At 58.7% G+C, this 21,909-nt stretch carries 32 protein-coding genes; 3 read left to right on the top strand and 29 right to left on the bottom strand.

Going from position 1 to position 21,909, the window contains the following annotated elements:
- Window positions 1-19: 19 nt before the first annotated feature.
- From PSOLE_RS21635 to PSOLE_RS21615, 5 genes are all read right to left on the bottom strand, one after another.
- Window positions 20-844 carry a hypothetical protein gene (locus PSOLE_RS21635; RefSeq protein WP_074857325.1) on the bottom strand — a complete coding sequence of 275 codons (825 nt, stop codon included), beginning with the start codon at window positions 842-844 and terminating at the stop codon, window positions 20-22.
- 114 nt (window positions 845-958) lie between these two features.
- On the bottom strand, window positions 959-1,318 hold the full coding sequence (locus PSOLE_RS21630; protein WP_074857327.1) for a hypothetical protein: 360 nt from the start codon (window positions 1,316-1,318) through the stop codon (window positions 959-961).
- A gap of 190 nt (window positions 1,319-1,508) precedes the next feature.
- Window positions 1,509-1,772, bottom strand: coding sequence for a hypothetical protein (locus PSOLE_RS21625; RefSeq protein ID WP_074857331.1), 264 nt, complete (start codon window positions 1,770-1,772; stop codon window positions 1,509-1,511).
- Between the two features lie 74 nt (window positions 1,773-1,846).
- Window positions 1,847-2,413 carry a hypothetical protein gene (locus tag PSOLE_RS21620; RefSeq protein WP_083393729.1) on the bottom strand — a complete coding sequence of 189 codons (567 nt, stop codon included), beginning with the start codon at window positions 2,411-2,413 and terminating at the stop codon, window positions 1,847-1,849.
- 69 nt (window positions 2,414-2,482) lie between these two features.
- A complete protein-coding gene (locus PSOLE_RS21615; RefSeq protein WP_249044924.1) occupies window positions 2,483-3,319 on the bottom strand; it encodes a hypothetical protein in 837 nt (278 codons plus the stop codon).
- Between the two features lie 334 nt (window positions 3,320-3,653).
- Between PSOLE_RS21615 and PSOLE_RS21605 the strand changes: the two genes are divergently transcribed.
- Entirely contained in the window at window positions 3,654-4,187 is a 534-nt protein-coding gene (locus tag PSOLE_RS21605) for a helix-turn-helix domain-containing protein (RefSeq protein ID WP_074857336.1), read from the top strand.
- Window positions 4,188-4,191: 4 nt separating this feature from the next.
- Here the strand turns inward: PSOLE_RS21605 and PSOLE_RS21600 are convergent, their stop codons facing one another.
- The 17 genes from PSOLE_RS21600 to PSOLE_RS21535 form a co-directional block, all read right to left on the bottom strand.
- Window positions 4,192-5,037, bottom strand: a complete 846-nt coding sequence (locus tag PSOLE_RS21600) for a hypothetical protein (RefSeq protein WP_020308163.1) — start codon at window positions 5,035-5,037, stop codon at window positions 4,192-4,194.
- A gap of 126 nt (window positions 5,038-5,163) precedes the next feature.
- A complete protein-coding gene (locus PSOLE_RS21595; protein WP_020308162.1) occupies window positions 5,164-5,790 on the bottom strand; it encodes a hypothetical protein in 627 nt (208 codons plus the stop codon).
- 65 nt (window positions 5,791-5,855) lie between these two features.
- Window positions 5,856-5,996 (bottom strand): hypothetical protein, encoded by a 141-nt coding sequence (locus PSOLE_RS24165; RefSeq protein WP_158212591.1) that lies wholly within the window; start codon window positions 5,994-5,996, stop codon window positions 5,856-5,858.
- Between the two features lie 50 nt (window positions 5,997-6,046).
- Entirely contained in the window at window positions 6,047-7,282 is a 1,236-nt protein-coding gene (locus tag PSOLE_RS21590) for a ribonucleotide-diphosphate reductase subunit beta (RefSeq protein WP_037005085.1), read from the bottom strand.
- Between the two features lie 422 nt (window positions 7,283-7,704).
- Window positions 7,705-8,136 (bottom strand): hypothetical protein, encoded by a 432-nt coding sequence (locus tag PSOLE_RS21585; protein ID WP_020308160.1) that lies wholly within the window; start codon window positions 8,134-8,136, stop codon window positions 7,705-7,707.
- 10 nt (window positions 8,137-8,146) lie between these two features.
- On the bottom strand, window positions 8,147-8,338 hold the full coding sequence (locus tag PSOLE_RS21580) for a hypothetical protein (protein ID WP_020308159.1): 192 nt from the start codon (window positions 8,336-8,338) through the stop codon (window positions 8,147-8,149).
- Between the two features lie 27 nt (window positions 8,339-8,365).
- On the bottom strand, window positions 8,366-8,620 hold the full coding sequence (locus PSOLE_RS21575; protein WP_020308158.1) for a hypothetical protein: 255 nt from the start codon (window positions 8,618-8,620) through the stop codon (window positions 8,366-8,368).
- Between the two features lie 52 nt (window positions 8,621-8,672).
- On the bottom strand, window positions 8,673-8,816 hold the full coding sequence (locus tag PSOLE_RS24160; RefSeq protein WP_154070728.1) for a hypothetical protein: 144 nt from the start codon (window positions 8,814-8,816) through the stop codon (window positions 8,673-8,675).
- Window positions 8,813-9,013, bottom strand: a complete 201-nt coding sequence (locus PSOLE_RS21570) for a hypothetical protein (protein ID WP_020308157.1) — start codon at window positions 9,011-9,013, stop codon at window positions 8,813-8,815. Before PSOLE_RS21570 ends, PSOLE_RS24160 begins: the two co-directional genes overlap by 4 nt.
- A gap of 1,169 nt (window positions 9,014-10,182) precedes the next feature.
- Window positions 10,183-10,473, bottom strand: a complete 291-nt coding sequence (locus tag PSOLE_RS21560; protein ID WP_074857341.1) for a hypothetical protein — start codon at window positions 10,471-10,473, stop codon at window positions 10,183-10,185.
- Window positions 10,474-10,505: 32 nt separating this feature from the next.
- Window positions 10,506-10,853 (bottom strand): zinc ribbon domain-containing protein, encoded by a 348-nt coding sequence (locus tag PSOLE_RS21555; protein WP_045632736.1) that lies wholly within the window; start codon window positions 10,851-10,853, stop codon window positions 10,506-10,508.
- A gap of 2 nt (window positions 10,854-10,855) precedes the next feature.
- On the bottom strand, window positions 10,856-10,993 hold the full coding sequence (locus PSOLE_RS24310; RefSeq protein WP_169713316.1) for a hypothetical protein: 138 nt from the start codon (window positions 10,991-10,993) through the stop codon (window positions 10,856-10,858).
- A gap of 259 nt (window positions 10,994-11,252) precedes the next feature.
- A complete protein-coding gene (locus tag PSOLE_RS21550; RefSeq protein WP_139204932.1) occupies window positions 11,253-11,807 on the bottom strand; it encodes a hypothetical protein in 555 nt (184 codons plus the stop codon).
- 163 nt (window positions 11,808-11,970) lie between these two features.
- Window positions 11,971-12,375, bottom strand: coding sequence for a hypothetical protein (locus tag PSOLE_RS21545; protein ID WP_074857347.1), 405 nt, complete (start codon window positions 12,373-12,375; stop codon window positions 11,971-11,973).
- A gap of 24 nt (window positions 12,376-12,399) precedes the next feature.
- On the bottom strand, window positions 12,400-12,831 hold the full coding sequence (locus PSOLE_RS21540; protein WP_074857349.1) for an RNA 2'-phosphotransferase family protein: 432 nt from the start codon (window positions 12,829-12,831) through the stop codon (window positions 12,400-12,402).
- Window positions 12,832-12,904: 73 nt separating this feature from the next.
- Complete coding sequence (locus PSOLE_RS25000; protein ID WP_255312121.1) at window positions 12,905-13,039, bottom strand: hypothetical protein; 135 nt, start codon at window positions 13,037-13,039, stop codon at window positions 12,905-12,907.
- 40 nt (window positions 13,040-13,079) lie between these two features.
- On the bottom strand, window positions 13,080-13,394 hold the full coding sequence (locus tag PSOLE_RS21535; RefSeq protein ID WP_074857354.1) for a hypothetical protein: 315 nt from the start codon (window positions 13,392-13,394) through the stop codon (window positions 13,080-13,082).
- Window positions 13,395-13,533: 139 nt separating this feature from the next.
- Here PSOLE_RS21535 and PSOLE_RS21530 point away from each other — a divergent pair, with 139 nt between their 5' ends.
- Window positions 13,534-14,712, top strand: a complete 1,179-nt coding sequence (locus tag PSOLE_RS21530) for a competence protein CoiA family protein (protein ID WP_074857357.1) — start codon at window positions 13,534-13,536, stop codon at window positions 14,710-14,712.
- Between the two features lie 9 nt (window positions 14,713-14,721).
- Here PSOLE_RS21530 and PSOLE_RS21525 read toward each other — a convergent pair whose 3' ends face one another.
- The 6 genes from PSOLE_RS21525 to PSOLE_RS21500 form a co-directional block, all read right to left on the bottom strand.
- Complete coding sequence (locus PSOLE_RS21525; protein ID WP_088339351.1) at window positions 14,722-15,450, bottom strand: GIN domain-containing protein; 729 nt, start codon at window positions 15,448-15,450, stop codon at window positions 14,722-14,724.
- 59 nt (window positions 15,451-15,509) lie between these two features.
- Window positions 15,510-15,908 carry a hypothetical protein gene (locus PSOLE_RS21520; protein WP_074857364.1) on the bottom strand — a complete coding sequence of 133 codons (399 nt, stop codon included), beginning with the start codon at window positions 15,906-15,908 and terminating at the stop codon, window positions 15,510-15,512.
- A gap of 109 nt (window positions 15,909-16,017) precedes the next feature.
- The gene (locus PSOLE_RS21515; protein WP_074857367.1) at window positions 16,018-16,356 is read right to left on the bottom strand and encodes a hypothetical protein; all 339 of its coding nucleotides are present in this window, start codon (window positions 16,354-16,356) and stop codon (window positions 16,018-16,020) included.
- 291 nt (window positions 16,357-16,647) lie between these two features.
- A complete protein-coding gene (locus PSOLE_RS21510; protein ID WP_074857370.1) occupies window positions 16,648-17,118 on the bottom strand; it encodes a hypothetical protein in 471 nt (156 codons plus the stop codon).
- A 169-nt stretch (window positions 17,119-17,287) separates the two neighbouring features.
- Entirely contained in the window at window positions 17,288-17,758 is a 471-nt protein-coding gene (locus PSOLE_RS21505) for a hypothetical protein (RefSeq protein WP_074857373.1), read from the bottom strand.
- 694 nt (window positions 17,759-18,452) lie between these two features.
- On the bottom strand, window positions 18,453-19,526 hold the full coding sequence (locus PSOLE_RS21500) for a hypothetical protein (RefSeq protein WP_074857376.1): 1,074 nt from the start codon (window positions 19,524-19,526) through the stop codon (window positions 18,453-18,455).
- A 374-nt stretch (window positions 19,527-19,900) separates the two neighbouring features.
- Here PSOLE_RS21500 and PSOLE_RS21495 point away from each other — a divergent pair, with 374 nt between their 5' ends.
- Window positions 19,901-20,911, top strand: coding sequence for a hypothetical protein (locus PSOLE_RS21495; protein ID WP_074857379.1), 1,011 nt, complete (start codon window positions 19,901-19,903; stop codon window positions 20,909-20,911).
- Between the two features lie 61 nt (window positions 20,912-20,972).
- On the opposite strand, the gene PSOLE_RS21490 is transcribed toward PSOLE_RS21495, so the two are convergent.
- Window positions 20,973-21,644 carry a hypothetical protein gene (locus tag PSOLE_RS21490; protein WP_088339349.1) on the bottom strand — a complete coding sequence of 224 codons (672 nt, stop codon included), beginning with the start codon at window positions 21,642-21,644 and terminating at the stop codon, window positions 20,973-20,975.
- Window positions 21,645-21,909: the final 265 nt, after the last annotated feature.

The following is a 21,909-nucleotide window of genomic DNA, read 5'->3' as shown; positions in this document are numbered from 1 at the left end:
GTCTATGGCCTGACTGCGTTTAGGACAGCCATGCGCCCGTGGTGAATGGATTCACAAGGTTTGCAGCCTCATACGAAGCCGCCAGTGCGCGGTCGCGCTCCTTGCGCACCTTGGCCAACAGCTTGGCCTTGACCCCTTTGGCCAGACGGCCTTTGAGCGCTGGCGCAGTACCGCTCAGGTCGAACAGCAGTTCGCCCACTTCGGTGTAGCTGCTCTGCTCCAAGAACTCGGGAATGGTGCTCGCGTCTACCGGGTCGTAGTGTTCCATCAGGTCGTCGATCCCGCCCTGGATCGTGGAGCGAGAGCCGGGGCAGATATACAGGGCCTTGGACTTGCTCAGGGCAACGGCGAAGGTAGCGCGCTCGCCTCCCAGGACTCGGGACGGCGCTCCTGCTTGCAGCTTGAATACGGCGCCCTTTTTCAATGCCTGCTCTTTGTCGCGGATTACCAATGTCTGCATGCAGGCCTGATACCAGTCCTCGTTCACATTGGTCATCATCCCCATGGCATTGCCGGTGTCGAAGATTTCACGCGGGCAGCCAGTCAGGGTGAAGGGAACGCTCGCGGTCGCCAGAAAGCAGTCGAAGTTGAGCCAGTAGCCTTCGTCTTTGCGCCGGCACTGGATAGTCCCTGCGACGTAGGTTTGGATGGTGTTGGAGCGGAACGGGTAGCTGACGCAAGCGTAGAACTCGCCCGCAGACGTGACAGCGACCTTGTGAACTCGCATGTAGCCCGACTCGAAACGCCAGTCGGTGAGGTTGTTGCGGATAACGTTCTCACGCTGTGCCAGCGTTGGGGCTTTGTCGATCAGCAGCAGCTGGCCAAATTCGTAGGTGGTGGTCATGGGGATTGCTCCGGTCTGGAAACGATGGAGCTATCTTCCCGCGCCGGCACCTGTGTCAGCGCCGGCACAGAAACATCGTCAGCTCTCAACGTGGGGCTTGAGGTTGCCGGGGGATCAGGCTGCAATCACTGACGACCAGTAATCGATGCCACGGGTGACAGCGGCTTCCGCCCGTGCAATCAGTTCTGCAACTGAGCCGGCTTTGCCGAGGCAGTAGAACTCGCGCTCCTGGGTCTGTTGGCATTGGCCGAGGAACCAGTAGGTGGAGTTTCCATCCTGGTAGCGAGCGGCCAGCCCCGTCCAATTCGACGGGTACTCGATCAACTGGCTCTTGTCGTGCTCTGCCGGCCCCCAAACCACTGTCCCCTTGCCCATCACCGGCAGATCGAGCGGGCGCATGGCTTCAAGGTATTCGCGGCTCGCTTGGAGCTGGGCTGTCACGATTGCGGCGGCGTTGGTGGGTGTGGTCTGCATGGCTGGTTCCTCTTGGTTGATGTGTTCATCTTCCAAGAGAAACGCTTGTGTCACGGGCGTGCTTGGGCAGATATTCAGGGCGCACGCGGGGAACTAGCCCCACATTCCCAAGCTCGGGAATGAGGGCGCATGCTTGCATGAGGGAGAGGGGCGCCGGGCAGCTAAGCTGGGTGCCCCGGCGCATTAGTGTTCAACCTGCTTGAGGCTGTTCCAGGTTCGCCGGCAGGAAGCTCTCGAAAGGCTTGCGCGAACCGGGCTTCCAACCGTTTTCCATCGCTGCATGGGTGGCTTCTCGAAAGGCTTCCTGCTCGTCCAGCGTGACCTCTCGGAATCCATCACGCACAGCTTCATCTGCATATTCGGCGCACATCGTGATACGGCAGAGCCGGGTCTTGTCCTGCACCCAGAAGCGTTGCTGAGACGGCTTGGGTTGAATTGCGGGTTGCGTGTTCATGAAACGGGTACTCGTAAAGGGGGCTGGTGCATTGGCTGCGTGAGGTGAGCGCAAGCACCGCGCCCCTAGCAGGGTCAGATCGGGGTTACGGTGAGCTTGAGGCGAATTTCGTCTTCTTCGATACCGTTGGTGATTTCGACTACTTGGCCGGGGCTGATGATCATGCTGCTGTTCAGAGAGGAATCGCGGAAAGACGCAGCACGAAGGTCAGCCTCGACGCATTCCAGGTTGTATTCGCTGATCACGTCCACGTAGTTGCCCTTCACGTAGAGCAACACGTCGCCGTCGCTGGCTTCTCGCGCCCCAACCTCGGCATTGAAGCCGATGGCCACGTTCTCGACCTCGCGCACCGGCTCGTCGCAGCGGGGCTTGTAGAACTGCGCCCAGCGCTGCCAGCCGGTACGGCATTCGACCGTCACGCTGGCGTCGATTTCCTTGAACTTGGAGTCGGAGAAGTGCGCGGTGCCGCCGTTCTGGATTTCCTTGGTGCTGGCGCTGACCACTTTGCCACCCTTGGTGACTTCGGTCTGGATGGCGAAGCGTTTCGCGGCCAGGGCCTCGGGATCGACCTCGGCGGCGTGGGCGGTGGCTGCGGTCGCAGCGAATGCGACGGCGAGGAACAGCTTGGACAGTTGGTGCATGGTTACTCCTGGTTGGTGGTATCACCCCAGCGCGGTCGCTGGGCTTGATTCTGGTTGGCTGCTGGTGGGCTACGCCTCTACTCCGATGACATAGCCTTCCTCGCGCAGCAGGTGAGTGACGGCCTGGGTGCGCCGGCTCTCGAACATCTGGATTGGCATTGCCTCACGCAGCCGGCCTGCTTTCCTTGTCCGGGAGCGCAGCCAGTTGGCGTCGGCGGTCAGGTTGGCATCTGGGGAGTTGGCTTTGAGCGCCGCGACCTTGGCAGCTACCTCGTCGTTGAGCTTCACCCGGCCCAGGATGTGGAAGTCATGGTGGCGCAGCAGGCTGCACTCAGCCGGCGACATTGCCGCTTCGTTGCTTGGGATTCCGGCGCAGAATCGGTCGGTGCCCAGCAGCTCGATTGCGGCTTGCAACAGCTGGTCGGCAGGCATCGGGCCAGTTTGCAGCGGCACGATCACGCGCACGCCGCTATCGATCCAGGATCGAATCAGGTCGCGGTGCTCTTGCCAGAGCGCGAACGTTGCCGGCTGATCGGCCACCACGTCAGGTGCAACGATGCTGACTTTCGGAGAGCCTTCGGTGGTGCTGATCACCAAGCCATACACCTGAAACACACGCTTCCACTGCATCGGCTCGCCCTTGCGGAAAGCTGAGAAGGCGCCGCTGTCGATGAACAGGCTGCCGCCTTCCCGGATAAACCGAGGAATCGCCCCGAACAGCTGCTGTGTGGTGAGCAGGCCTGCGACTACGCCTGCTGGTGCCCCGGTTTTGATGCAGGCCTGAAAGTCGGATTGGGAACTCATGCCCGAGTGATAGGCGATGTTCCAGGGGGTTGGGTTCATGCTCAGCGATGCCTTGTACCGCGAAAGTGAGCTGGTAGTTTCTCGGCAGAATGGCTGTGTCATCGGATCGCGTTTGAGGCGGCATGAGAATGCTCAGGCCGCAGCATGGGGTTTCAGGATGGACGGAGGCCGACTCCAGCAATCGTAGGGGTGGGGCGTTGGCTGATACCACTGAACCCGGTGCAGTTAGATGGACAAGTCCTATCCGACTTGAGAATGGCTCATGTGGTGGGGGCTGTTCGAATCCACTTCCTTGCGTCTCGGGCCGAGCGATACGCCATCCAATTTTTGCTGGCATACCAGAAGCTGAAACGTTCTCAGCGCGTCCAGAATCACCGTCTGGAGTGAGTGATGCTGTGCTAGCCTTTTGCGAATTTCGCACTTGAGTAATCGGCGCATGCAGCCAAAAAGCCCTTCGCACCAGACCATGGGGGAAATCCTCAAAGCGATTCGATTGCAGCAGAATCGAACGCTTCAAGATTTGACCCGTGACCTCAAGATCGACACCAGTGGCCTTTCCCGCGTCGAGCGAGGCCTTCAAGGCTTACCTCAAGACACACTGGTATCCCTGCTTGGCTACTACGGGATAGACCTGCCAGCGCTGCTGATGAGTGCTGCCGGCCTTACCGAGGCGGACATTGAAGAAGCTCGCAGGAAATCTAAGGTCCAAAAACCGGAAATGGCGCCCGAGGAATTATGCGAGGCCCCGACCGACGATGGTTGGCTCGATCACAACCCGGTGCTGTCCAGTCGCCAATATGCAGGGCACACGATGCTGCTCTGTCGCAGGTCGTTCGAGAACCCTGAGTTTGAGCTGATCTTCATGGGCCGGGTGCGCCGAGGGATACAGACGATCCAGGGAGCAAAGAATGCTGCCCCTGAATTCGCACGCAAGGTGCTCAAGGATGAGTGTCAGGCCATAGGGGTCTGAGTTATCAGCGGTCGTTAAGCGCTCGCATGGCGCTGCCTGCAAGGTTGTGGAACAGAGCCTTGCCTACTTCCCACTTGTCGCTGGCGCCGGACGCTCCGCAGTTGCTGACCCCGTGCGGGCCAGTAAGCTCGCTGGAGTGCTCCAGCTTGAATGGGCCGAACTGGTGGAAGTCGATCACGAAGGGGCCTTTGGGCAGCAGTAGGGTATCGCCGTCAGCTGTGGCGCCCGTGCGGTAGTCGAGACGCGAGACGATCCAAGGTTCGTGACCTTCTGCCTCGGCTCGGAATACCTGGAACGAATCGGGCTCGTACAGCAGATTCCACACGCAGAAGGCCATGTCGTCTTGCGGGTTATCGACGGTCGAGAACCCGAATTCGTAGATATAGACCGGCTGGCTACAGTGCTTGCACTGCCCGACCATCAAGCCGGTGTCGATCAGTCCGTAGGAGTCGATTCCTTCGGGCAGCACCGGAACTGGCACGCTGTCGCCATCGCGCCACTCCACGCTTGCTGTATTGCAGGCAGGGCAGCGGTACTCAGCCCACTGGCGGGCCTGATCGATCTGCTCGATGGGGGTAAGGGTGAACTCAACTGGCGCCTTGGGAACTCGGAACTGAGCAACCGCCTTCTCGGCAGCTTCCCGGTCTAGAACAGAGAACACGCTCCAGAACTCAGCGTCTTCCCGGCCTGGGATTTCGCATGGCTCAAAGCCCTCGTACCACATCCCGTGGATTCGCAGCTGTCGAACGTCCTCATGAGAGAGGGAGGCCGTTTGTGTCCGAGACTTGCCGCCCTCTCGCACCAAAGCACGCTGAATGATGTTGGCGAGGCGGATCGAGAGCTGTTCCATGAGTAGTCCTGGGTCGAAGGTGAACCCAGTCTACGAATGAGGGGGGAGGCACGCAGCCGCACTGGTGGCAGTTGCTCATCCCCCGGCGCAGGGCGCACCGGAGGGAGCATCAGCAGCGACGCGAGGTTAGGCGGGGTTGGCGGTATCGACGGTTGCAACGTTCAGCTTGGCACTAACCTCGGCAGGAAGTTCATCGAAGACGGGTTCGGCGAAGCGATACGATTTCAGCCACTTACCGGCGCCGCACTTGCGGCCCTCGCCGTCGATCTGGTCCTTGGCCGAGAAGGTGACGTAAACCCAATCGTCCGTGCCGGGCACCTGCCGCCGCTCGTAGCGGGTTTCCATGCCGAGTGCGTCGTACTTGGCCTTGGTTTTCAGGGCGTCTTCTTCGGTCGGGTCGAACTTGCTGTACTGGCTGGCGACAACCTGAGCGTAGTCAGCGGCAGCGTTCAGGCCGGTGCGGTGGGCCAGACCGAGGGTAGTGAAGATCAGGTCGCCCACGCCATCGCGAAGCTCGTACACGTCGCGGGCGGCAATGCCATCGTCTGCCGTTTCGTGAAACTCGCTTTCGATGATGCCGATCTGCTTGTCAGCGGCACCCCATCCCGAGTTCCAAAGATTGCCGACGAGCTGGTTGATTTCGGCGGCGCCGGGGTAGTAGTCCTGGCTGGCGCGTTGAAGAAGGCCGACCATTACTTCATCGCCGGCAGCGGTGGCGCGGGCAATGGCTTGTTGCAGGTGGTTGGGCGTCATGTGGGGTGTCTCGCTGTCGTCAGGTCAGGTGGTTAGCTGGGCAGGGCGTCCAGCCATTCAGCAGGCTACTGGCAGGCGTCGCATGTAGTGAGCCCATCGGGATTAAGCGGGCAGGCAGCCGGCGCAGGGGCTTCACCGTCTTCGTTCTTCGCAGCGAGGAAGTCTTCCTCGGTTTCGTCTTTCTCTACTTCGTCCCAGCTCAGCATGGTCATTTCCTCGTTTGGGGTATCAGGTCACTGTGTGGTTAAAGCTGGGATCAGTCCCAGCTCAGGGCGCCGCCAGTTTGGTAGTCCACGACGCGGGTTTCGAAGAAGTTCTTCTCCTTCTTCAAGTCCATGATTTCGCTCATCCACGGGAACGGGTTGGCAACGCCAGGGAACTGCTCTTTTAGGCCGATCTGCACCAGACGGCGGTTCGCGATGAACTTGAGGTAGTCGGCCATCGTGGCGGCGTTCATACCCAGCACGCCTCGCGGCATGGTGTCCTGGGCGTACTCGATTTCGAGCTGTGCGCCTTGCAGGATCATCTGGGTGGCTTCTTCCTGCATCTGGGCATCCCAGAGGTGCGGGTTCTCCATCTTGATGGTGTTAATCACGTCGATACCGAAGTTCAGGTGCATCGACTCGTCGCGGAGGATGTACTGGAACTGCTCGGCGGTGCCGGTCATCTTGTTGCGGCGACCCATCGACAGAATCTGGGTGAAGCCGCAGTAGAAGAACATGCCTTCCAGAACGCAGTAGTAGGCGATCAGGTTCTTGAGGAACTGACGGTCGTTTTCCACTGTGCCAGTTTGGAACTGAGGGTCAGAGATTGAGCGGGTGTACTTGAGGCCCCACGCAGCTTTCTTGGCTACGCTCGGAACCTCCTTGTACATGTTGAAGATTTCGCCCTCATCCATGCCCAAAGATTCGATGCAGTATTGGTATGCGTGGGTGTGGATGGCTTCCTCGAAGGCCTGACGCAGGATGTACTGGCGGCACTCGGGGTTGGTGATCAGGCGGTACACGGCCAGCACCAAGTTGTTGGCCACCAGCGAGTCGGCGGTGGAGAAGAAGCCCAGCGAGCGCATGACGATGCGGCGCTCGTCTTCGGACAGCCCATTCGGGTCTTTCCACAGGGCAATGTCGGCGGTCATGTTCACTTCCTGGGGCATCCAGTGGTTCGCGCAGCCGTCCAGGTACTTCTGCCATGCCCAGTCGTACTTGAACGGCACCAGCTGGTTGAGGTCGGCACGGGCGTTGATCATCATTTTGTCGCCCACATGCACACGGGCGGCGGCGCCTTCCAGATCATCCAGGCCTTCCTGAATGTCCAGGTCGTTCAGGGCTTCCTTGGCGCGGGCCACGGCCTCACTGTCAGCACTCGACACCATGCGTGCAGCAGCAACGGACGCTTCCGCCTCAACAGGTGCAGCAGCGGGCTGGGCTGCTGGTGCAGCTTCGGCAGCAGTTGTGGTTTCGGTAGTGTCTTCGGCGTCGTCCCAGCTAAGCATGATGTGTACCTCGGTAGTTCTGTGTCGGTGCCAGTAGCGTTTGTGCTTTGGCGATGTGGCTATGATCAGGCCGAGAGGGCTGTGTAATCAGGGCTGCATAGAGATTGACGAAAGTCGTCGAGCCCCATGTTTGGAGCCTAGGAAGTCCAGCCCAGCGTGCCGCGAACAGCCCTCTGCTTGAACCACACCGAGAAGGCTCTTGATAGCCGCATGCCGTCATGAGCTGCTGAGAATAGGGGGGCAGGCAAGGCGATTTCACCCGTAGGTGTTGCAGTTACCTACGCCCTGGTGATAGGCCGTGCTGGGTTGAGACTGCGGGATAGCATGCTGAGTCCCCATTGCAGGGGCTCAGTACCGGGCAGTGGAGCGGGGCGGCAGTTCGCTAGGACTGGAGTGCTGCATGCTCGGTTTCCTTGGTCTATTCAACAGCTCGCTGAGGACAAATACGTATTAGCTTTTTCGGTAGGGCGATATGCAGAGTCCAGTAGGCCGCGCTCTACGAGTTTGTCCAGCGTTCGGCCACGGCCTGCTCTTTCTCGGGGCGCCATGTGCCTACCATGATCTACAGCGGTTCCGTCAACAATCTCCCGCAGAACCTGGAGCATGTTGGCGGTCAATGGCGCAAGCCTATGCGGTTTGGTGCTCGCGGGGACGCTCTGAGGCTCTACTTTCAGATCAGATGCCGCGATGTAGGGTGACAACCCGTTCTCGCGGAGCCGGTTCTGGAGAATTTCATTCAACTCGTAGGTCGCGCTGTGTTTGCGAACCATTTCAGCCATTCGATGCTCAAGACCTGCGATCTTCGCCTTCAATGACAGATTCTGATTTCGTAGAAACTCGATTTCGTCGGCCATAGCTGATTTCCTATGCTTCAAGGATGGCTTGTGGACGGTGGGTATAAAGCATGGCCTTGGCCTCTGCCATGGGTAGTTGCTGGATCGCCATGCCGGTGCTTTCCATTTCACCCACCCAAGCTTGACTATCTTCCGCATCGACGAGGCAAGCCCCCTCGACATAGCCGGTATTCGTTACTGCGATGTATGCCTGTTCGGTCATGGCGTGAGTTCCAATATCGGGGTTCGGTCAGGTCAGCGGCGTGTAACTGGTGATGATGTGGTCGGAACCGTGATCCGCGACCATTTCGTGCCGATCTTCCTCGGTATTGCCGGCGCTCTCATGCAATGCCTCGACAAACAGAGCGTAAGCCTCGGATAAGTTGTCAGCCATGATGAGGGTGGCGGTGTCATCGTCGTCACCCCATACGCGCCCTACGATCAGGAAGGGGGTATCTCCGTTGCCGATGAAGTGATGCGCCGGGATGCTTACCAGTTGGGTCATGTCACGATTCTCCGTTCGAGCTGATTGCATTGCCTGAATACACTGAGCGCCGTCAGGCGCCGATGGGAAGGGCTTCGATGATTTCGCAGCTGGCCCGGCACTCATCCAGCTCGCGCTGAGTCATGACAGCTTCGCTCACGCGCTCGCCGATCATGTAGGTGACGTGGTACTCAACTACCTTCGTTGCGCTACTCATGCCCGTTCCTCAATGAAGGCCCAGGCCTGACTGATCGAGCGAATTTCCTTGAGCTTCCAGTGGGTCAGGACCAGCTGGTTGCTGCCGGCGACGGACTGGTACACCGGGTCGTAGACGTTGACCTCTCCGCCGATGCGCTCGGTCTTGTAGCCGGCAGAGTGCAGGAGGTCTTCAATTTGGCAGGCTTCACGGCTCATAGTGCAGGTGCTCCGCAGTGCGTTTTTGGTGTGATCATCATCACGCACAAGCGGGTGTGTCATGGCAGAGCTACTGGGATTCAGCCAATTTCTCAGACCCAATCATGAGAATCGAACAGTTACTCTCTTTCAGGCGTTGCGCTGCTTGGTCTTACCCAGCCGGCTCTCAATGATGATTTGCGGCCAATAGTTCTTCTGTACCTCCGTATCGTGGCCAGACTCACCCCTGCAAGCTCAGCGAAATACGAATCAGGTTTCACTCCTAGTTGTTCTGTCAGCTCCGGCCTCTCGGTAAACAGAGCGCTCAAAGGGTCAAAGCGTGGAATCCCCTTTCGGCGTCTCAACCCACAAATCGCGGACGCAGAAACTCCGAACCTCTTAGCTACCTCAGCGTCGATTTCACGGCCAAGATACGCCAATGCCGCTTCTGGGACTGGGTGCTTTTCGCGTGCCGGCGACGTGCGACCGACTGCGTTGCGGTAGTGGCGAACCCTGGAACGGCTGACGCCTGCCAGTGAAGCGATATGCTTGTCTGTCATAGCCCCTAGCTGGTCGATCAGCTCGGGCTGCTCGGCGAGCAGAGTCCTTAGCGGGTCAAAACGAGGTATTCCCAAGGCCTTACGCTTCACGCGCACCACCGACCAAGACACGCCAAGCTGATCGGCAAGGGATGTGTCCGATTGCTTGCCTAGTAGGGCTAGACGATCTTCTGTCCACTCAATGCGGGTGTACGTTTTCCTGGTCATGTTTGGCGCAGTTGTCCTAATTCGTAAGGACACAAAATTAACCGCTAGCTCCCCCGGTGCTGCAACCGAATGGTGCTGATTTCCTATGCTGGGGACTTGTTCGCATAGATCAGCTTGCCTTGTATGGCTCTAGCTGGGATGGGAGAGTGGCGCCTTTCTTAACGAGGCGTGCGCGAATGGCCTGGGCCTTCTTCTTCGCCCTATCCAAGCTCTCTGCGGGGATCAGGTACACCTCACACTCCGAGTAGTCCGGGGCGTTGCTGCTACCGCCTCCACTCCAGACCCCGGCAGGGAAGCGTCCAACAGTCCAAATTCTCGATTCCATGGTTGGGGCCTCGTATTACTCGCTGACCAGCTTCCAGCCGGTGCTACACGTCAACTTCCGTGATGGGTTCGGTCTCCATGGCAGTTCCCCTTGTTCGCTTAGGCGGTGGCCAAATGGCTGCCGCGTTTGGTGGTCCGCTGGCGCTTGTACTCGGTGGCGTACCCGCCATGGTCGTTGTCCCACAGAATCCCAGCCAGACGCTTCAAGCAGGCCTTGATTCGTTCGAAGGGCTCAGCCGGATACATCCGCATGGCTTCCTCCAGCAAGGGTTCAACCTTGAGATAGCGGCCTGTCCTCGCTAGCCGGAACAGGTCAGCGACAATCTCGTCGTCCGATACGGACAGATCATTGTCACTGCGCGTGCTGACGTTTGTTGCCTCGACAGTCATACCGACTTCCTCAGTTGGGGACTGACGCAGGCTCATGCGCCAGGGACGTGCCCGCAGCTCGGGCATTGGTTGTCCAGGGATTCCTTCTTGCCTCCGCACTGGGGGCAGAAGTACACGTCACCCAGCTCGTAGACGATCAGTACGTCTGCCTCGCCAGCGACGCGGGAGAAGTAGCGGAAGCGCCCGTTCTCCCATGCCCAGTCGTGCATCTGGTCTTCGAGGAACACCGTGCGGTTGTGCAGCAGGCCGTGGCCGTTGCGGTTGAACTGTTCCTCATCCAGCAGCGTTGCCACCTTGAGGGGCTTTCGCTCCAAGGCGTGGGATACCCGCCCATCAGCTTTGATGCCCCGGAGGATCAGGAAGTCTTTTGCAATCTGCATGGTCAGCTATCCAGCCATTCTTCGAAGGTTTTCACCGGCCAGCCCAAACTCTCGGCGTTGGCGCGGTAGATTTCGTAGCGGTCGTGCAGGCTGCCCTGGTGCTGGGTGGCTTGGGGAAGCGTGCTGTTCTGATTGGCCATGGCTTTGGTACTCCTTGCGATTTTGCGTGGGTGGTTATGGATGTGGCCATCGTCTAATGGCAATAGCTGTGTCACCGAAAGGAGTAGGAAGATTCTGGCCTCCAAGCTTGAGGTATCAGGATCGATAGGCAGGTATCTGCGTGGGTGCCGTTGATTGCAATTCCCGGTGCCAAGCTTTGGGGTAGGGGATGCCAACCCAGATAACGAGTAAGCCCGCGTGAGAAGGCTTATTGGTTGGGGTTGCTGGTGCTGCAATAGATCAAGGGAACAGGATTGGCTTCAACGCCTTCAAATCCCCCACGCCAGCTTCAACCTCATCAAGCACTTGATCTACCAGCCAATCGCTTACACGCGCCTTACCCTCAAGCTCAGAGCGCACATATGCCCGGTCAGTGCTCGGGTGATGTTTACGGTAATACGCAACGTGAGAGAGGGCAGCCGCCATGAAAAGGCTATTCACCGCAATATCTGGGCTTACACCTTCATCGTGCAGGAACTTGATGATCTTTTGAGCCAGTAGGTCTTCACTGCCGGCGATCATGTGTTCTGGAAGCTCGCCCTCTGCACGCAGCCTGCGCAAAGCAAACATGATGTAACCGAGGCTAGGGCCGCGCTGGTGATACATGCTGTACCAGTTACCCAGCCACTCGGCTTCTTCCAGAGTCATGCTTTCTTTCGCGAAAACCTCACCCCAAGTCTCAAAGCTGGATTCGGGAAGCCGTTCTGCTTCCGCCAGTCCCCGCAACGATTCGGCGAACCTTTTGACAAGGCGTCTACCCTCTAAACTTGGCGTCTCAGTGCCGAACAGGTTCAAAGTCCCATCCTCCAGAATTAGCATTGTGTGGGGTGATACGCAGCGGCTTAATCCAGCCTTTGCCTGAAACTCACCATAGTCTTACAGGCGCTCACGAAAAAGGGACCGCAGCCCCTTTACTGTTGTATCAGATTGCGGAAGCTGCGCCGGCAGGCACAGCTTGTCAGGCCGCTGCCTTAGCAATCTTGTCGATGTTGTGCTTCCCCATAACTTCCAAAGCTGTCCCATAAAGCCCGAATAGGTCGCTAACAAGCCCAGTAGCCATACGGTGCTCGCTGTGGCCGTTTGCTTGGGCGATGTTCTCTACGAAATAGTCCACGCAACCCTGGATGCCGCAGGCGCTTGCTTGTGAGATGAGCTGTTCAGCGTGATTCCCGTTTAGCACCAGGAATACGCGCCCGGCCAACACAATAGCGGTCGTATTGCTGCCATATTCAGCGCTATGGCGGAGGTAGCTGATTGTGAAGTCGCCAAAGCTCCGAGATACATTCGGGGCGCGTACATTCGTAACAGGGCATGAGCTACCTGTCATGCCGAGTGCTCGCAGGTTTGAATTGCTGGTGTTCATGAGTGGTTTCCTTGAGCTATCGGGTTACATCCCCATGACGGGGCTGAGCGTATGCACAGGGTCAAGACTCTCAACAACGCTGATCGCAGAAACAGGTATTACGCCCGCATACGCCACTTGATTGCACCACTCCAGGCTCTGCTGCCAGCTCGCCTGACTCCAGTGATTCACTCCAGTGAGTGCGGCATGTTCATCGCCCTGATCATCAAGCCAGTCTTGTAACTCGCAGTTGTCAGGGCCGAGCAGCGCCGGGTCTAAAGCCGCAAGCTCAACTGCGAACAGGACATGCTCAACATCAGGCTGCTGTCCCGCATAGCCGCTTGCAAGGTGCCGGCAATCACTGAGAAAGACGGCCAGCAGCGAGGATTGCGACTTACTAGGCAGTAGGCCTTCGGAGAGAATCGACTCCAGCGCCTCTACTGTTGTGCAGTGGTATAGGGTGCAGGGGAGCGTCATGGGTGGTTTCCTAGATCAGATTCGGAGTTCTCGATAAGGGGGAATTCTGCCTTCCGTCTCGCCGTGTCACCGGCTACCTCTGCTTGGCTGGCTGCACCGGGTACGTATGCACGACTACCGGGCCAGACTCACGCATGAGCTTGGTCATGTACCGCCAGTAACGACGCTGCCGGCTACGCTCGATGAGTTCGGCGATGAGCTTGAACATCTGGAATCCTCGATGGTGATTTGACGGTAGGTCGGAACGCTTACGCCCGACCGGCCTTGTAGTAACCCTCTGCCCACGCAGCAGATGATTTGAGGCCCATACAAGCAAGGCACTTGTCGGCTTCCTTCCAACCGTACAGCCACTTCCTGAGCGCGTCAGAGGCGAGGCTATGATCACCACCAGGATTGCGGGCAACGCTCCGCTGGAAGGCTTCAAGGTTCGAGATTTCGGCCTCGACGCTGCAATCCATGCTGTCCAGGTATTCCTCAACGAACGGATTCCCGCAGTTGCTGATCGCCGCAACGATCTGTTTTGCCATGAACGCCATGTAGCCGTTCTGCGCCTTGATCCCCATTGCCGTTATCCTCTGGTTGGTGGCTGGTCTTCGGTATGGAGCGATCATCACCGCACGCCGGCTGTGTCATCGGGCATGTTCAGCGGGCGCCGCAAATGCTCGATGCCTGTGTTGTGAAGTGAGGGGGGGATGGAGGCGCATGGGCTGCACTGCAATCGTGGATGGCAAGCGAGTCATTGGCGCGTTCCTGCCTGATGAGGAATGGCGGCAGGTTGTGAAGCGCTCGAAGCTGCGGGAGGTGCTGATGCCTGACACCAAGCTCCCCGCCGTGGCCAAGACCGTTCGCTGGCGCGGGGGAATCACCCGGTTCTTCTCCCACTTCCCAGGTGAGGCTCCCGAGGGCTATGTCTCGCACGAAAGCCCCGAGCACGCAGCCCAGAAGCTGGCCGTCTACGCTCGCCTCCTGGAACTGGGTTTCACGGTTGAGCTGGAAGCCGGCATGGATGACTGGCGAGCTGATGTGCTGGTAGGGCCTTCTGCCTTCGGGCCTGCGCTTGCGATAGAGGTTCAGCTTACCCGTCAGTCAGCCCAAGCCACCTACGAGCGCACTGAGCAACGTTTTGCGTCTGGGGTTCCCACGCTATGGCTTTTCGGTAAAAACGCTTCCACGGGCCACCTGGGGGCTGATCTGACCGCATCCAATCCAGTGTTCGTCGCAGAGGGCGTGGATCACGCAGCCGATATTGCTCAAGCCGTATGTTCGGGTTCGGCGTTCTACGATGACCTGAGCCAGTTCGAGCAGACGCCGGCACGGCCTATCGGCGTGAAGGTTGCGTGCAAGTGCGGGGTAGACTGGCTGCGCCCTATCGGCGTTGTGCTGCTGGCCAACCGCATCCGGGGCGACCTCAAGCCCGTGTACGTCTCTTGCTCCGTCACGGCTGCGAAGAAACAGGGGCGCACGCTCACCATGTCCGAGGCTGAGGATTACCTGCGACGGTACATGCGGGTCTTCGGGAGAGCTGCCGAAACCTACGGGATAGCCCTTGGTGAGAGCAGGGTGGCAAGCAAATGCCGTTCTGATGCTGGTGCCCTGTACCGCCGCGACTACGCCTGCCCCAAATGCCGTGTGCGGGCGCACACCAAGGGCACCATTGGCGTTGGTTCTCCCATCCCTGGTGATGAGCTGGTGCGTTGCCCGCTGCCGGTATTGGCGAATGTGGATGCAAGGCCGGTGCTGAGACTGGAGCCGGCATGGTTCATTGCGAAGCCTGCCCCGGCCCAAGAATCGGTAATGAGCATTGCCGAGTGGAAGGTGCGCTTCATTGATCGGGCGCGAGCAAGCTTGCTGATGCTGGCGCCCGAGGAAGGCGTGTACTGACGAGGTGGGCTACTTGAACTTAATGTTGCCAACGCCGGAGACGGATTTCTCTCGTTGGGCTGGATTCCCACGGACAACTATGTCACCACATCCAGACACTCTCGCTTTCACCGCCTCGCTCACATGGGCCTTTACGTCACCAACCCCGGAAACCAACAGATTGGCTGTCTTGGCGATGAGCTTTCGCGCATCTACGTCGCCAACGCCTGCAACCTCGGCGTCCAGGTGGTCAACGTGACCGAACGCAGTAATGTCGCCGGCTCCCTTCAAAGCAATTTCCAGAGCTGCTTGCTGTAGGTCGTAGAGGGTCACGTCACCGCTACCATTTAGGCGGAAACCGGGGGCTTCCGGTAGAGCAATGCCCACCATGCAGCGCCCCTGGCTCACAACGCCTGAACCACTTTTCTTGATTCCGTTTTCGTAGATCGTCCCGCCAGCAACGATATTGCCGCTGCCAGTCACGGTGATCCTGCCGCCGCTGATGCTGATAGAGGAACCAATCTGGTCTATGACCAACTTGTCGCCTTCGAAGCGCGTCGTGACGTTCGCAAGCGCTCTCTGATCCTCCACCGCAACGACGAGGCGGGGCTCACTGGCCCGGAAGAACACAACGTCGAGTGCGCCTTTGACCACGATCTTGCGCACCGCACGCATCGGGCGTTCTTCTTTCACGTAGTTCTCAGCGCGATCCCAGGCGGATTCGCTTTGCGAGGCGGTGGTCAATAAGAGATTGTTCATGGGGTGGTCGTCCAATGGCGCTGCGATGGCCATACGTTAAGGCATGCAGGCGCGTGCCGCTACTTCTGAGCTGATTGCAGCAGGTCGGCGAGGTTGCTAGCGTAGTCATTCTCCATGCGGAAGTGAAAGTCCCGATTCCAATCCCCGGAGTCCAGGCCAATCGAAACGCCCTCGCGGTAGGGGTCGCCATCGGTGGTACGGGTCACGATCAGCTTGGCGCCCGGCTGGTCGAAGTCGTTCTGCGGCGCCTCGCCACGCAGCACGCGCTGGATTCGCTCTGCAACGCTCAGCGCCTCGGGCGCGGTCAGCTTGAGCAGCGTGGACTCAGGCTCCGTATAGTTGGTGTCGAAGTGATGGAGCGAAACCCCATCCTCGGTAATGGCAACAATCAGGGTGGTCTTGTCGCACGAATCCCAGCTGCGGTAGATCGCGCACTTGGTGGTATGGATAACGTTCATTGTCAGGTGCCTCGTTGCGTGGGGGGACGCTCAGATCAGCGGCCATACGGGAACATGAGGTGCTTTGCGATGGTGCGCAGCTTTGCTGGTGCCCGGCCTGCACCCTTGGTCAGTTGGTGTCAGTGGCGTTGATGAAGGTGCGTAGCGTCTCAACCATTGTCAGGGACGCCTCGCAGCTGTCGTCATCCGGCTCCCAATCCCCGGAAGCCAGCAGAGCAAAGTCCTCGCCCAAGCACTTCACAGCTTGCTTTGCCGCCTCCAGTTCTGGCGTCTGGGCAAAGCTGTGCTCGCCCAGGTAAGTGTTCAGGCGCTCGACCATACCGAGGGACGCCTCGCAACCATCGTCGTCGCCGAGCCAATCGCCAGAAGCGAGCAGGGTAAGGTCTTGGGTGAGGCAGGAAACGGCATCCAGCGCGGAAACTTTGGCGGCGGTAAAGGCTACGGTCATGTTGTGATCCTCTAGGGTGTGGTCGGTCGTTGACTCGATGTGCCCGATGTTCCCACCAGCAACCCTGTGTCATCGCCCGCCAGCTCGAATCGCCAGGACAGATACTGGGATTCCGCAGCGCATGCACGGTTTTGTTACGCCAGCCCCCGCAGAATGCACAGTCCTAATGGTTCGGGCGCACTGCGCTTCCGCCTCGGCTGCCTGCTCACCACCCAGCTTTGCCTGAACCCCACCAGGACGCCGAAGGCGGACATGATAAAGGGGCCTTTCGGCCCCTGTGTCTGGGTTCTATCAGCGGCTGACGTGTGCGTCGCGGAACACGATGTAGCGGTGCTGGCCTATCTGTTCCCACCCCATACCTCCGAAGCTTTCGCCCAGCTGGGTGCCCAGCAAGCATGCGTCCGGCAGGTCTTTGACCGGCACTCCGACACAGTAGAAGTGCCCCCCAAAGCACCCTGGCTCCACGGAACGGCCAACCTCCGCGAGCTTTGTCAGCAGCTTTTGCGCAACATCATTCTTGGGTTTGAGGGTGTGCGTCATAGCATGCAGGCTCAGCCACGCCTCAAGGGACTTCTCGATACCCCCACGCCACACGGCGCCGCCTTTGCTGGCTTCGCCGTAGTAGACGTTGAACTGCTCGCCGTCCTTGATCCCGTGCGGGATGGCTACCCGGCGAAGCACTGGATGCCCGATCACATCGTAATCGTGGAATCCGTTGGAGCTGGAATGCAGTGTGGTGGTGATAGGGTGGCTGGTGGTCATGCTAGTGCGTCCGCGTTGTTTGGGATGGGAACATGATCCGCCCGCTCGGGCTGTGTCATCGCTCGTCTGCCAATTACTACGCGTATCGTCGATACCAATTCGCGGTTCTCGGCCAGCGTGTTCCGTTGAAGCACCAGCAGCCTTCATCGGCTGCTGGTGAGGCCATGGCTCAGACCTTGGCTATGAGGTCATTCGCGCAAATGGGGCGCTCCACTGTCAGCTGAATGCGGAAAGTGGTGGCTTCGTCTTCGGGGTCAATAGGGCTGTCGATGGCGAACACCTCTCCGGTGTCCAGTAGCTCTACCTGCTGGTCTTCAAAGTGGTAGTCGGTGTCGTCATCGCAGCTGAGCCGCAGCTGATCTTTACCAGATGGCGTGGTAATGAACTGACCGAAGCTGACCTCCGCCGCCTCCATCTTTTCGACGTAGATCGTGCTTGCCGCTTTCACCAGCTCGTACAACGAGAACGAGTATGTCTCGCGGGCTTCCCCAGCGCTTTGCAGAGCTGCTTCTGCGTCTGCGTGCCCGCAGGTGCATTCGGCTGCTCCGATGAATCGCTTGGCACAATCGTTAAGGTGGCTTTGCTCGATGCGTGCGGCCAGCTTTTCGTTGTCCAGCCGGGTTGCGCAGATATGGGTCATAAGGAAAGTCCTTGGTTTGTTAGGGAGAGCCCATCATCAAGCCGGCTGGGCTGTGTCATCGCTGGCAACCGAGCGAGGGGAGAATTACTCAGCTCCTGTCTTGGGGGCTGGGCTTTCCGCAACCTTGGTTCCCACGATTGCCAGCAGCTGTTCACCGCGAACCATGGCTATTGCCGTGCGGTGCCACCCGTCCCATAGCGCACGCCTTCCGTTGCTGGAGCCGATAATCACGGGGTCTTCGATACCTTCCTGGATCATCTGCTCGTACCCTGCTGCACGATGCTCCAACCAGACGAGGACGCTTGGATCGTCGGTGCCCAGCTTGTGATGTGGCAGGGATGGGCATCGCGCAGGACGCCATTCGGCACCGCTTGTGCTTCGTCATCTACTGCTGGTCGCCGGTACGCCGGAAGACATAGCAGACACAATCTTTCCCCCGTGCCGGGCTCTGCATCCGGGATACCTAGCTTTCGAGTTTCCTCGGCGTTATGCACCTCGCTCAACCAAACGATACGCTCTCATGAACAGTGGCACAGCCAGATGGCTTGCTAAGGGGGAATGTTCAACGCCCAACAACGGCATTGAGCACGCACCAATCCGTTTGGCGCTACTACGGCGCCGTAGCCGTTTATGAGCCACAGATGCAAAAAAGGCCAGCGTGTGCTGACCTTTTGACTGGTGCGGGGTGCGAGGTCTACTCGCAGATGTTCCAGGTACTCGGGTGGTCCCACAGAATGTTTTCTCGGAACCCTCCGGGGGAGAGTGAGGGCGCGTTCTTGTAGACGGCATTGGAGACACGAATCTGGACCTTTTCCGGCGCCAATCCTTCTACGTAGCCTATGTAGATAAGCGTCCCAAACTGTGAGGGGGCTTCCTTACAAATCCGCGTGCCGATGACCCTTTTGCGTTCATTGAGCGCCTTGGTGGCCTGTTCGCTGACTAGACGCCTGCGTGCCTCGCTCTGCAAACGTTCATCGTTTCGCTTCTGTTCCTCTTTTGCTCGCTGCTCATCCGCCTGCCGCTGTTTCTCTTTCAGAGATACCAGCCTCTGAGTAACCTCGGGGGTTATGCGTTGCATCAGAGCGTCGTAGAACGGCTTCATATCGGGGGTTGAGTAAATACCCGGCCTGTAGGTCTGTATGTACACCTCCAGCTGAAGCAGTGACTCGGCTGTCGGGGCAAGGCCGTACTTAACCCCCAGTTCGGCCATATCCATGCCAGTGATCGTCTTGACATTGCCGTCCCGGTCTCTGTAGCTCTGGGTCTTCATGATGCGAGAGGTGAACATGTCCAAGTCATCCTCGCTCGCACGCCAGTTGGGATTGGCCCCTTCCAGAAGCAGGAACTCAGCAATCTCTGGCTCTAAGGCACCAACAGCTATGTCCAACACCGATCTCATGCCTTGAGGATCAGTCGCGTTAGTCCCGGCAACTACTCGATTGGTGAACTCACGATTAACGTTCGCTCCGCTCGCAATGGCAGCCTTTACCGCATTGAGATTCGGCCAAAGGATTGAAGCAAGCAGGCGCTCGTCAGGCTGCATGCGCGCTACGGCATCATTCCAGTGAGCCTCGGCCTGTGCAGCTGCGTTTTCGCCGGCTTGATCTATGACACGCCGGAAGCATGTCGAACGCATCGCTGCAATCTCAGTAGCAGATAAGCATGCCTGGAGCGCCTGTTGACCCTCTGCAACTTCCTGCGGGTTCGTCAAGGCAGTGCCGCAACCAGAAAGCAGTAGCGCTACTGCAATTGCTAATGGTGTTCTCATTGTTCCTCCGTGTATCTGGTCAGTGTGCAGATGCTTCTGTGAACCATTGGTCCCCCTCTGACTAGGGTAACTACCGAACCATGCCAGATCACCCCAACCAATCGCAAAAGGCATAAACGCCCAAGCGTGTAAGGGTGGCGCGAGTGAGACGTAGGTCGGTGCCTTCATCGCGCCATTGCCGAAAGGTCGCTTTCCAGTGGCGGCGGGCGGGTGTTCGCTAGGGGAGACTTTATTTCGAGATACCTGCCAGCAAACCCTGGATTCGGTGCCCTTTGTGAACTCACTTTCAGGTTATGAGGGCACGGTATACGCGCCCAAGCACAACCGAAAGTACGTCAGGCCCCAACGCAGGGTTTGATGGCAAGTGAGGGTTCATGAACGAATCAGCCTGCATCGCCGACCTGAGTCTCTACGAGCTAGACCGCCATCAATGGCTGGAGGACAACCAAGGTTCCCTTGTTGGTTTCACGACTGAGCGGGGAAAGCTCATCGCTGAGCAAGTTGGTGGGTGCGAGAGCCTGAGAGCCCACCAGCGGATTCCAGGCCACATCAACGCCCTGTCTGTATCGAACGAGAATCGGCTCGCGCTGGGCCAGTGCATCAACACCTACAAGCCGGTTGCCGACCTTGTTACGGATTACGCCGTTGATCGAGCCCGTAGCTACGTTCAGAGCCTGTTCGGTGTCAGCTTAGGTGAGGTGCGAGTCATACGGGCTGAGGCACATGTGATGCCAGCATCCGCGCTTGGATCGGTCTATAGCAATGGCACCAGGGGGCACATTGTCGTCGTGCCTGGGCATTCGTTTGATCCTGTTGGCGTGCTGGTCCGCCAATTCGCTATCGCTGCTCACTACACGCTGATGCGTGGGAAAGTGGGCTTGGCTGCAATGATGAGCGACGACCTCACGCAAGCCATGGTCGGGCAGTACGCCGTGCTCAGATTCGCTACGGATCACCCGGAGCAATGCACGGTTATGCGCCATATGCAGTTCCTGGTCAGCTGGGAGTTCGCAAAAGGGCTGTCCAAAACCCCGGAAATGCCTATGGGCTTCATCGCCTCTGACCTCGGAGAGGCCTTGATGAAGGCGTATGGCACTGGGATGTTCCGTGCCATCCTCCAGGACCTGTATGAGAGCGCGAGCCATGGGCGTGCTATCTGGTTCGGTAGCAGTAATTTCACAGGTACTGCGCTGGCGCTTGGCTTTCTCGGTGATGACCAGGGGATGCAGCGCTTCATGGCGATAGACGCTGGCGATAGGACGCTTGCTGACAAGTTGAGCGAAGCCTTTCCTGGCGCCGAGGAAGATCACTTCCAGTGGATTCAGGTCCGCTTCAACGAGACTCTTTCGGGCGTCATCGCTAAGTCGAATGCTCAAGCTGCGTGATTGGAAATGAGGGGCGAGGCTCTGGGCAGTACGTTTAAAACTGCCCAGGCTGGATGTGTCTCTAGCGGGAGAGCATCGCTACGGCGTCAGCTGGGGGCATACCGCTCGCAAGACTCTCTTTCAGCCGGCTGTGCATGGACAACACCTCATCCGCCTCAATCTCAATCACGGCAATACTCGGCTTGAGAGCAGCAAAGGCAAGCAGATGTATATCCCACTCAGAGCCAGCGCTAATCTCCACTAGGGAAAGGTTTCCGTCCGCTGTGAGGGTGCAGAAAGTCACCTCACGGTCGCAGTCCGTCAGATCGATTCCCAAGCATGACGTGAGCAGTACCCGGCCCTTGGGGTGAGCAAGCGCCGCAGCTGCCTTGCTGATCGTTTCGGCCATGGGTGGTGGCTTGGGGACAGACCTTTCAACTTTAGGATGCTGTGCTTCGGAATCGGCATGGGGACCACTCCGGCATGGCTTGGGGTCAGTTGTTGCTATCCTCTGGTATTCCCCTAGTGCTGCCCCGACCTTCTCGATAGAGGCCCACTCAATAGGGTTGTGAGCAGCGAGGAACGCCCTGGCTGCTGCGTGGTGTGCCGCCTTGCCATGGAAAACCAGTCTCCACGCTAGGTCGTCACCGTCAAGCTTCGGCACAGTGACCCCAAACTGAGCGGTTGCTGCCTCTGGGTCGTCGAACGCCTGTACTTGCCATGGCCCATTCGCGCTGTCAGATGTATCGAACAATCCCCAGCCCTCTTTAGCAGCAGCTAGGGCATCTGCGGCCCCCCACTTTGGGGTATCAGGTGCGGGGGAGGGGTGGATGCAATGTCATCAACCTAAGCTGCAGCCCTGCCCAAGGTAAGCCCCCCGAAGCAGCCAGCTGCCATGGCCGTCGGGCGATGACCAGGCCTCTGCCGCTCAATCAGGCGGTCTAGCTGGGCTGGCGGTGATGTGATCATCGTCTGTTCCGGCTGTCTAGGCGAGATTTCTCGTTCTCCGGACGAGCCTA

The sequence above is a fragment of the Pseudomonas oleovorans subsp. oleovorans genome (assembly GCF_002197815.1).
GTDB classification, from domain to species: Bacteria; Pseudomonadota; Gammaproteobacteria; order Pseudomonadales; family Pseudomonadaceae; genus Aquipseudomonas; species Aquipseudomonas oleovorans.
This window is presented reverse-complemented; position numbering and strand designations above follow the sequence as displayed.

Coding starts and splice junctions, on each gene's coding strand:
- PSOLE_RS21635 (WP_074857325.1), bottom strand. CDS start 844: ATGACCACCACCTACGAATTTGGCCAGCTGCTGCTGATCGACAAAGCC.
- PSOLE_RS21630 (WP_074857327.1), bottom strand. CDS start 1,318: ATGCAGACCACACCCACCAACGCCGCCGCAATCGTGACAGCCCAGCTC.
- PSOLE_RS21525 (WP_088339351.1), bottom strand. CDS start 15,450: ATGAACAATCTCTTATTGACCACCGCCTCGCAAAGCGAATCCGCCTGG.
- PSOLE_RS21585 (WP_020308160.1), bottom strand. CDS start 8,136: ATGGCCGACGAAATCGAGTTTCTACGAAATCAGAATCTGTCATTGAAG.
- PSOLE_RS21605 (WP_074857336.1), top strand. CDS start 3,654: ATGCAGCCAAAAAGCCCTTCGCACCAGACCATGGGGGAAATCCTCAAA.
- PSOLE_RS21495 (WP_074857379.1), top strand. CDS start 19,901: ATGAACGAATCAGCCTGCATCGCCGACCTGAGTCTCTACGAGCTAGAC.
- PSOLE_RS21505 (WP_074857373.1), bottom strand. CDS start 17,758: ATGACCCATATCTGCGCAACCCGGCTGGACAACGAAAAGCTGGCCGCA.
- PSOLE_RS21595 (WP_020308162.1), bottom strand. CDS start 5,790: ATGACGCCCAACCACCTGCAACAAGCCATTGCCCGCGCCACCGCTGCC.
- PSOLE_RS21510 (WP_074857370.1), bottom strand. CDS start 17,118: ATGACCACCAGCCACCCTATCACCACCACACTGCATTCCAGCTCCAAC.
- PSOLE_RS21575 (WP_020308158.1), bottom strand. CDS start 8,620: ATGACCCAACTGGTAAGCATCCCGGCGCATCACTTCATCGGCAACGGA.
- PSOLE_RS24160 (WP_154070728.1), bottom strand. CDS start 8,816: ATGAGTAGCGCAACGAAGGTAGTTGAGTACCACGTCACCTACATGATC.
- PSOLE_RS21590 (WP_037005085.1), bottom strand. CDS start 7,282: ATGCTTAGCTGGGACGACGCCGAAGACACTACCGAAACCACAACTGCT.
- PSOLE_RS21500 (WP_074857376.1), bottom strand. CDS start 19,526: ATGAGAACACCATTAGCAATTGCAGTAGCGCTACTGCTTTCTGGTTGC.
- PSOLE_RS21620 (WP_083393729.1), bottom strand. CDS start 2,413: ATGCACCAACTGTCCAAGCTGTTCCTCGCCGTCGCATTCGCTGCGACC.
- PSOLE_RS21530 (WP_074857357.1), top strand. CDS start 13,534: ATGGGCTGCACTGCAATCGTGGATGGCAAGCGAGTCATTGGCGCGTTC.
- PSOLE_RS21515 (WP_074857367.1), bottom strand. CDS start 16,356: ATGACCGTAGCCTTTACCGCCGCCAAAGTTTCCGCGCTGGATGCCGTT.
- PSOLE_RS24165 (WP_158212591.1), bottom strand. CDS start 5,996: ATGCTGAGCTGGGACGAAGTAGAGAAAGACGAAACCGAGGAAGACTTC.
- PSOLE_RS21535 (WP_074857354.1), bottom strand. CDS start 13,394: ATGGGGATCAAGGCGCAGAACGGCTACATGGCGTTCATGGCAAAACAG.
- PSOLE_RS21555 (WP_045632736.1), bottom strand. CDS start 10,853: ATGCAGATTGCAAAAGACTTCCTGATCCTCCGGGGCATCAAAGCTGAT.
- PSOLE_RS21580 (WP_020308159.1), bottom strand. CDS start 8,338: ATGACCGAACAGGCATACATCGCAGTAACGAATACCGGCTATGTCGAG.
- PSOLE_RS21540 (WP_074857349.1), bottom strand. CDS start 12,831: ATGACGCTCCCCTGCACCCTATACCACTGCACAACAGTAGAGGCGCTG.
- PSOLE_RS21570 (WP_020308157.1), bottom strand. CDS start 9,013: ATGAGCCGTGAAGCCTGCCAAATTGAAGACCTCCTGCACTCTGCCGGC.
- PSOLE_RS24310 (WP_169713316.1), bottom strand. CDS start 10,993: ATGGCCAATCAGAACAGCACGCTTCCCCAAGCCACCCAGCACCAGGGC.
- PSOLE_RS25000 (WP_255312121.1), bottom strand. CDS start 13,039: ATGTTCAAGCTCATCGCCGAACTCATCGAGCGTAGCCGGCAGCGTCGT.
- PSOLE_RS21545 (WP_074857347.1), bottom strand. CDS start 12,375: ATGAACACCAGCAATTCAAACCTGCGAGCACTCGGCATGACAGGTAGC.
- PSOLE_RS21520 (WP_074857364.1), bottom strand. CDS start 15,908: ATGAACGTTATCCATACCACCAAGTGCGCGATCTACCGCAGCTGGGAT.
- PSOLE_RS21600 (WP_020308163.1), bottom strand. CDS start 5,037: ATGGAACAGCTCTCGATCCGCCTCGCCAACATCATTCAGCGTGCTTTG.
- PSOLE_RS21615 (WP_249044924.1), bottom strand. CDS start 3,319: ATGACACAGCCATTCTGCCGAGAAACTACCAGCTCACTTTCGCGGTAC.
- PSOLE_RS21560 (WP_074857341.1), bottom strand. CDS start 10,473: ATGACTGTCGAGGCAACAAACGTCAGCACGCGCAGTGACAATGATCTG.
- PSOLE_RS21625 (WP_074857331.1), bottom strand. CDS start 1,772: ATGAACACGCAACCCGCAATTCAACCCAAGCCGTCTCAGCAACGCTTC.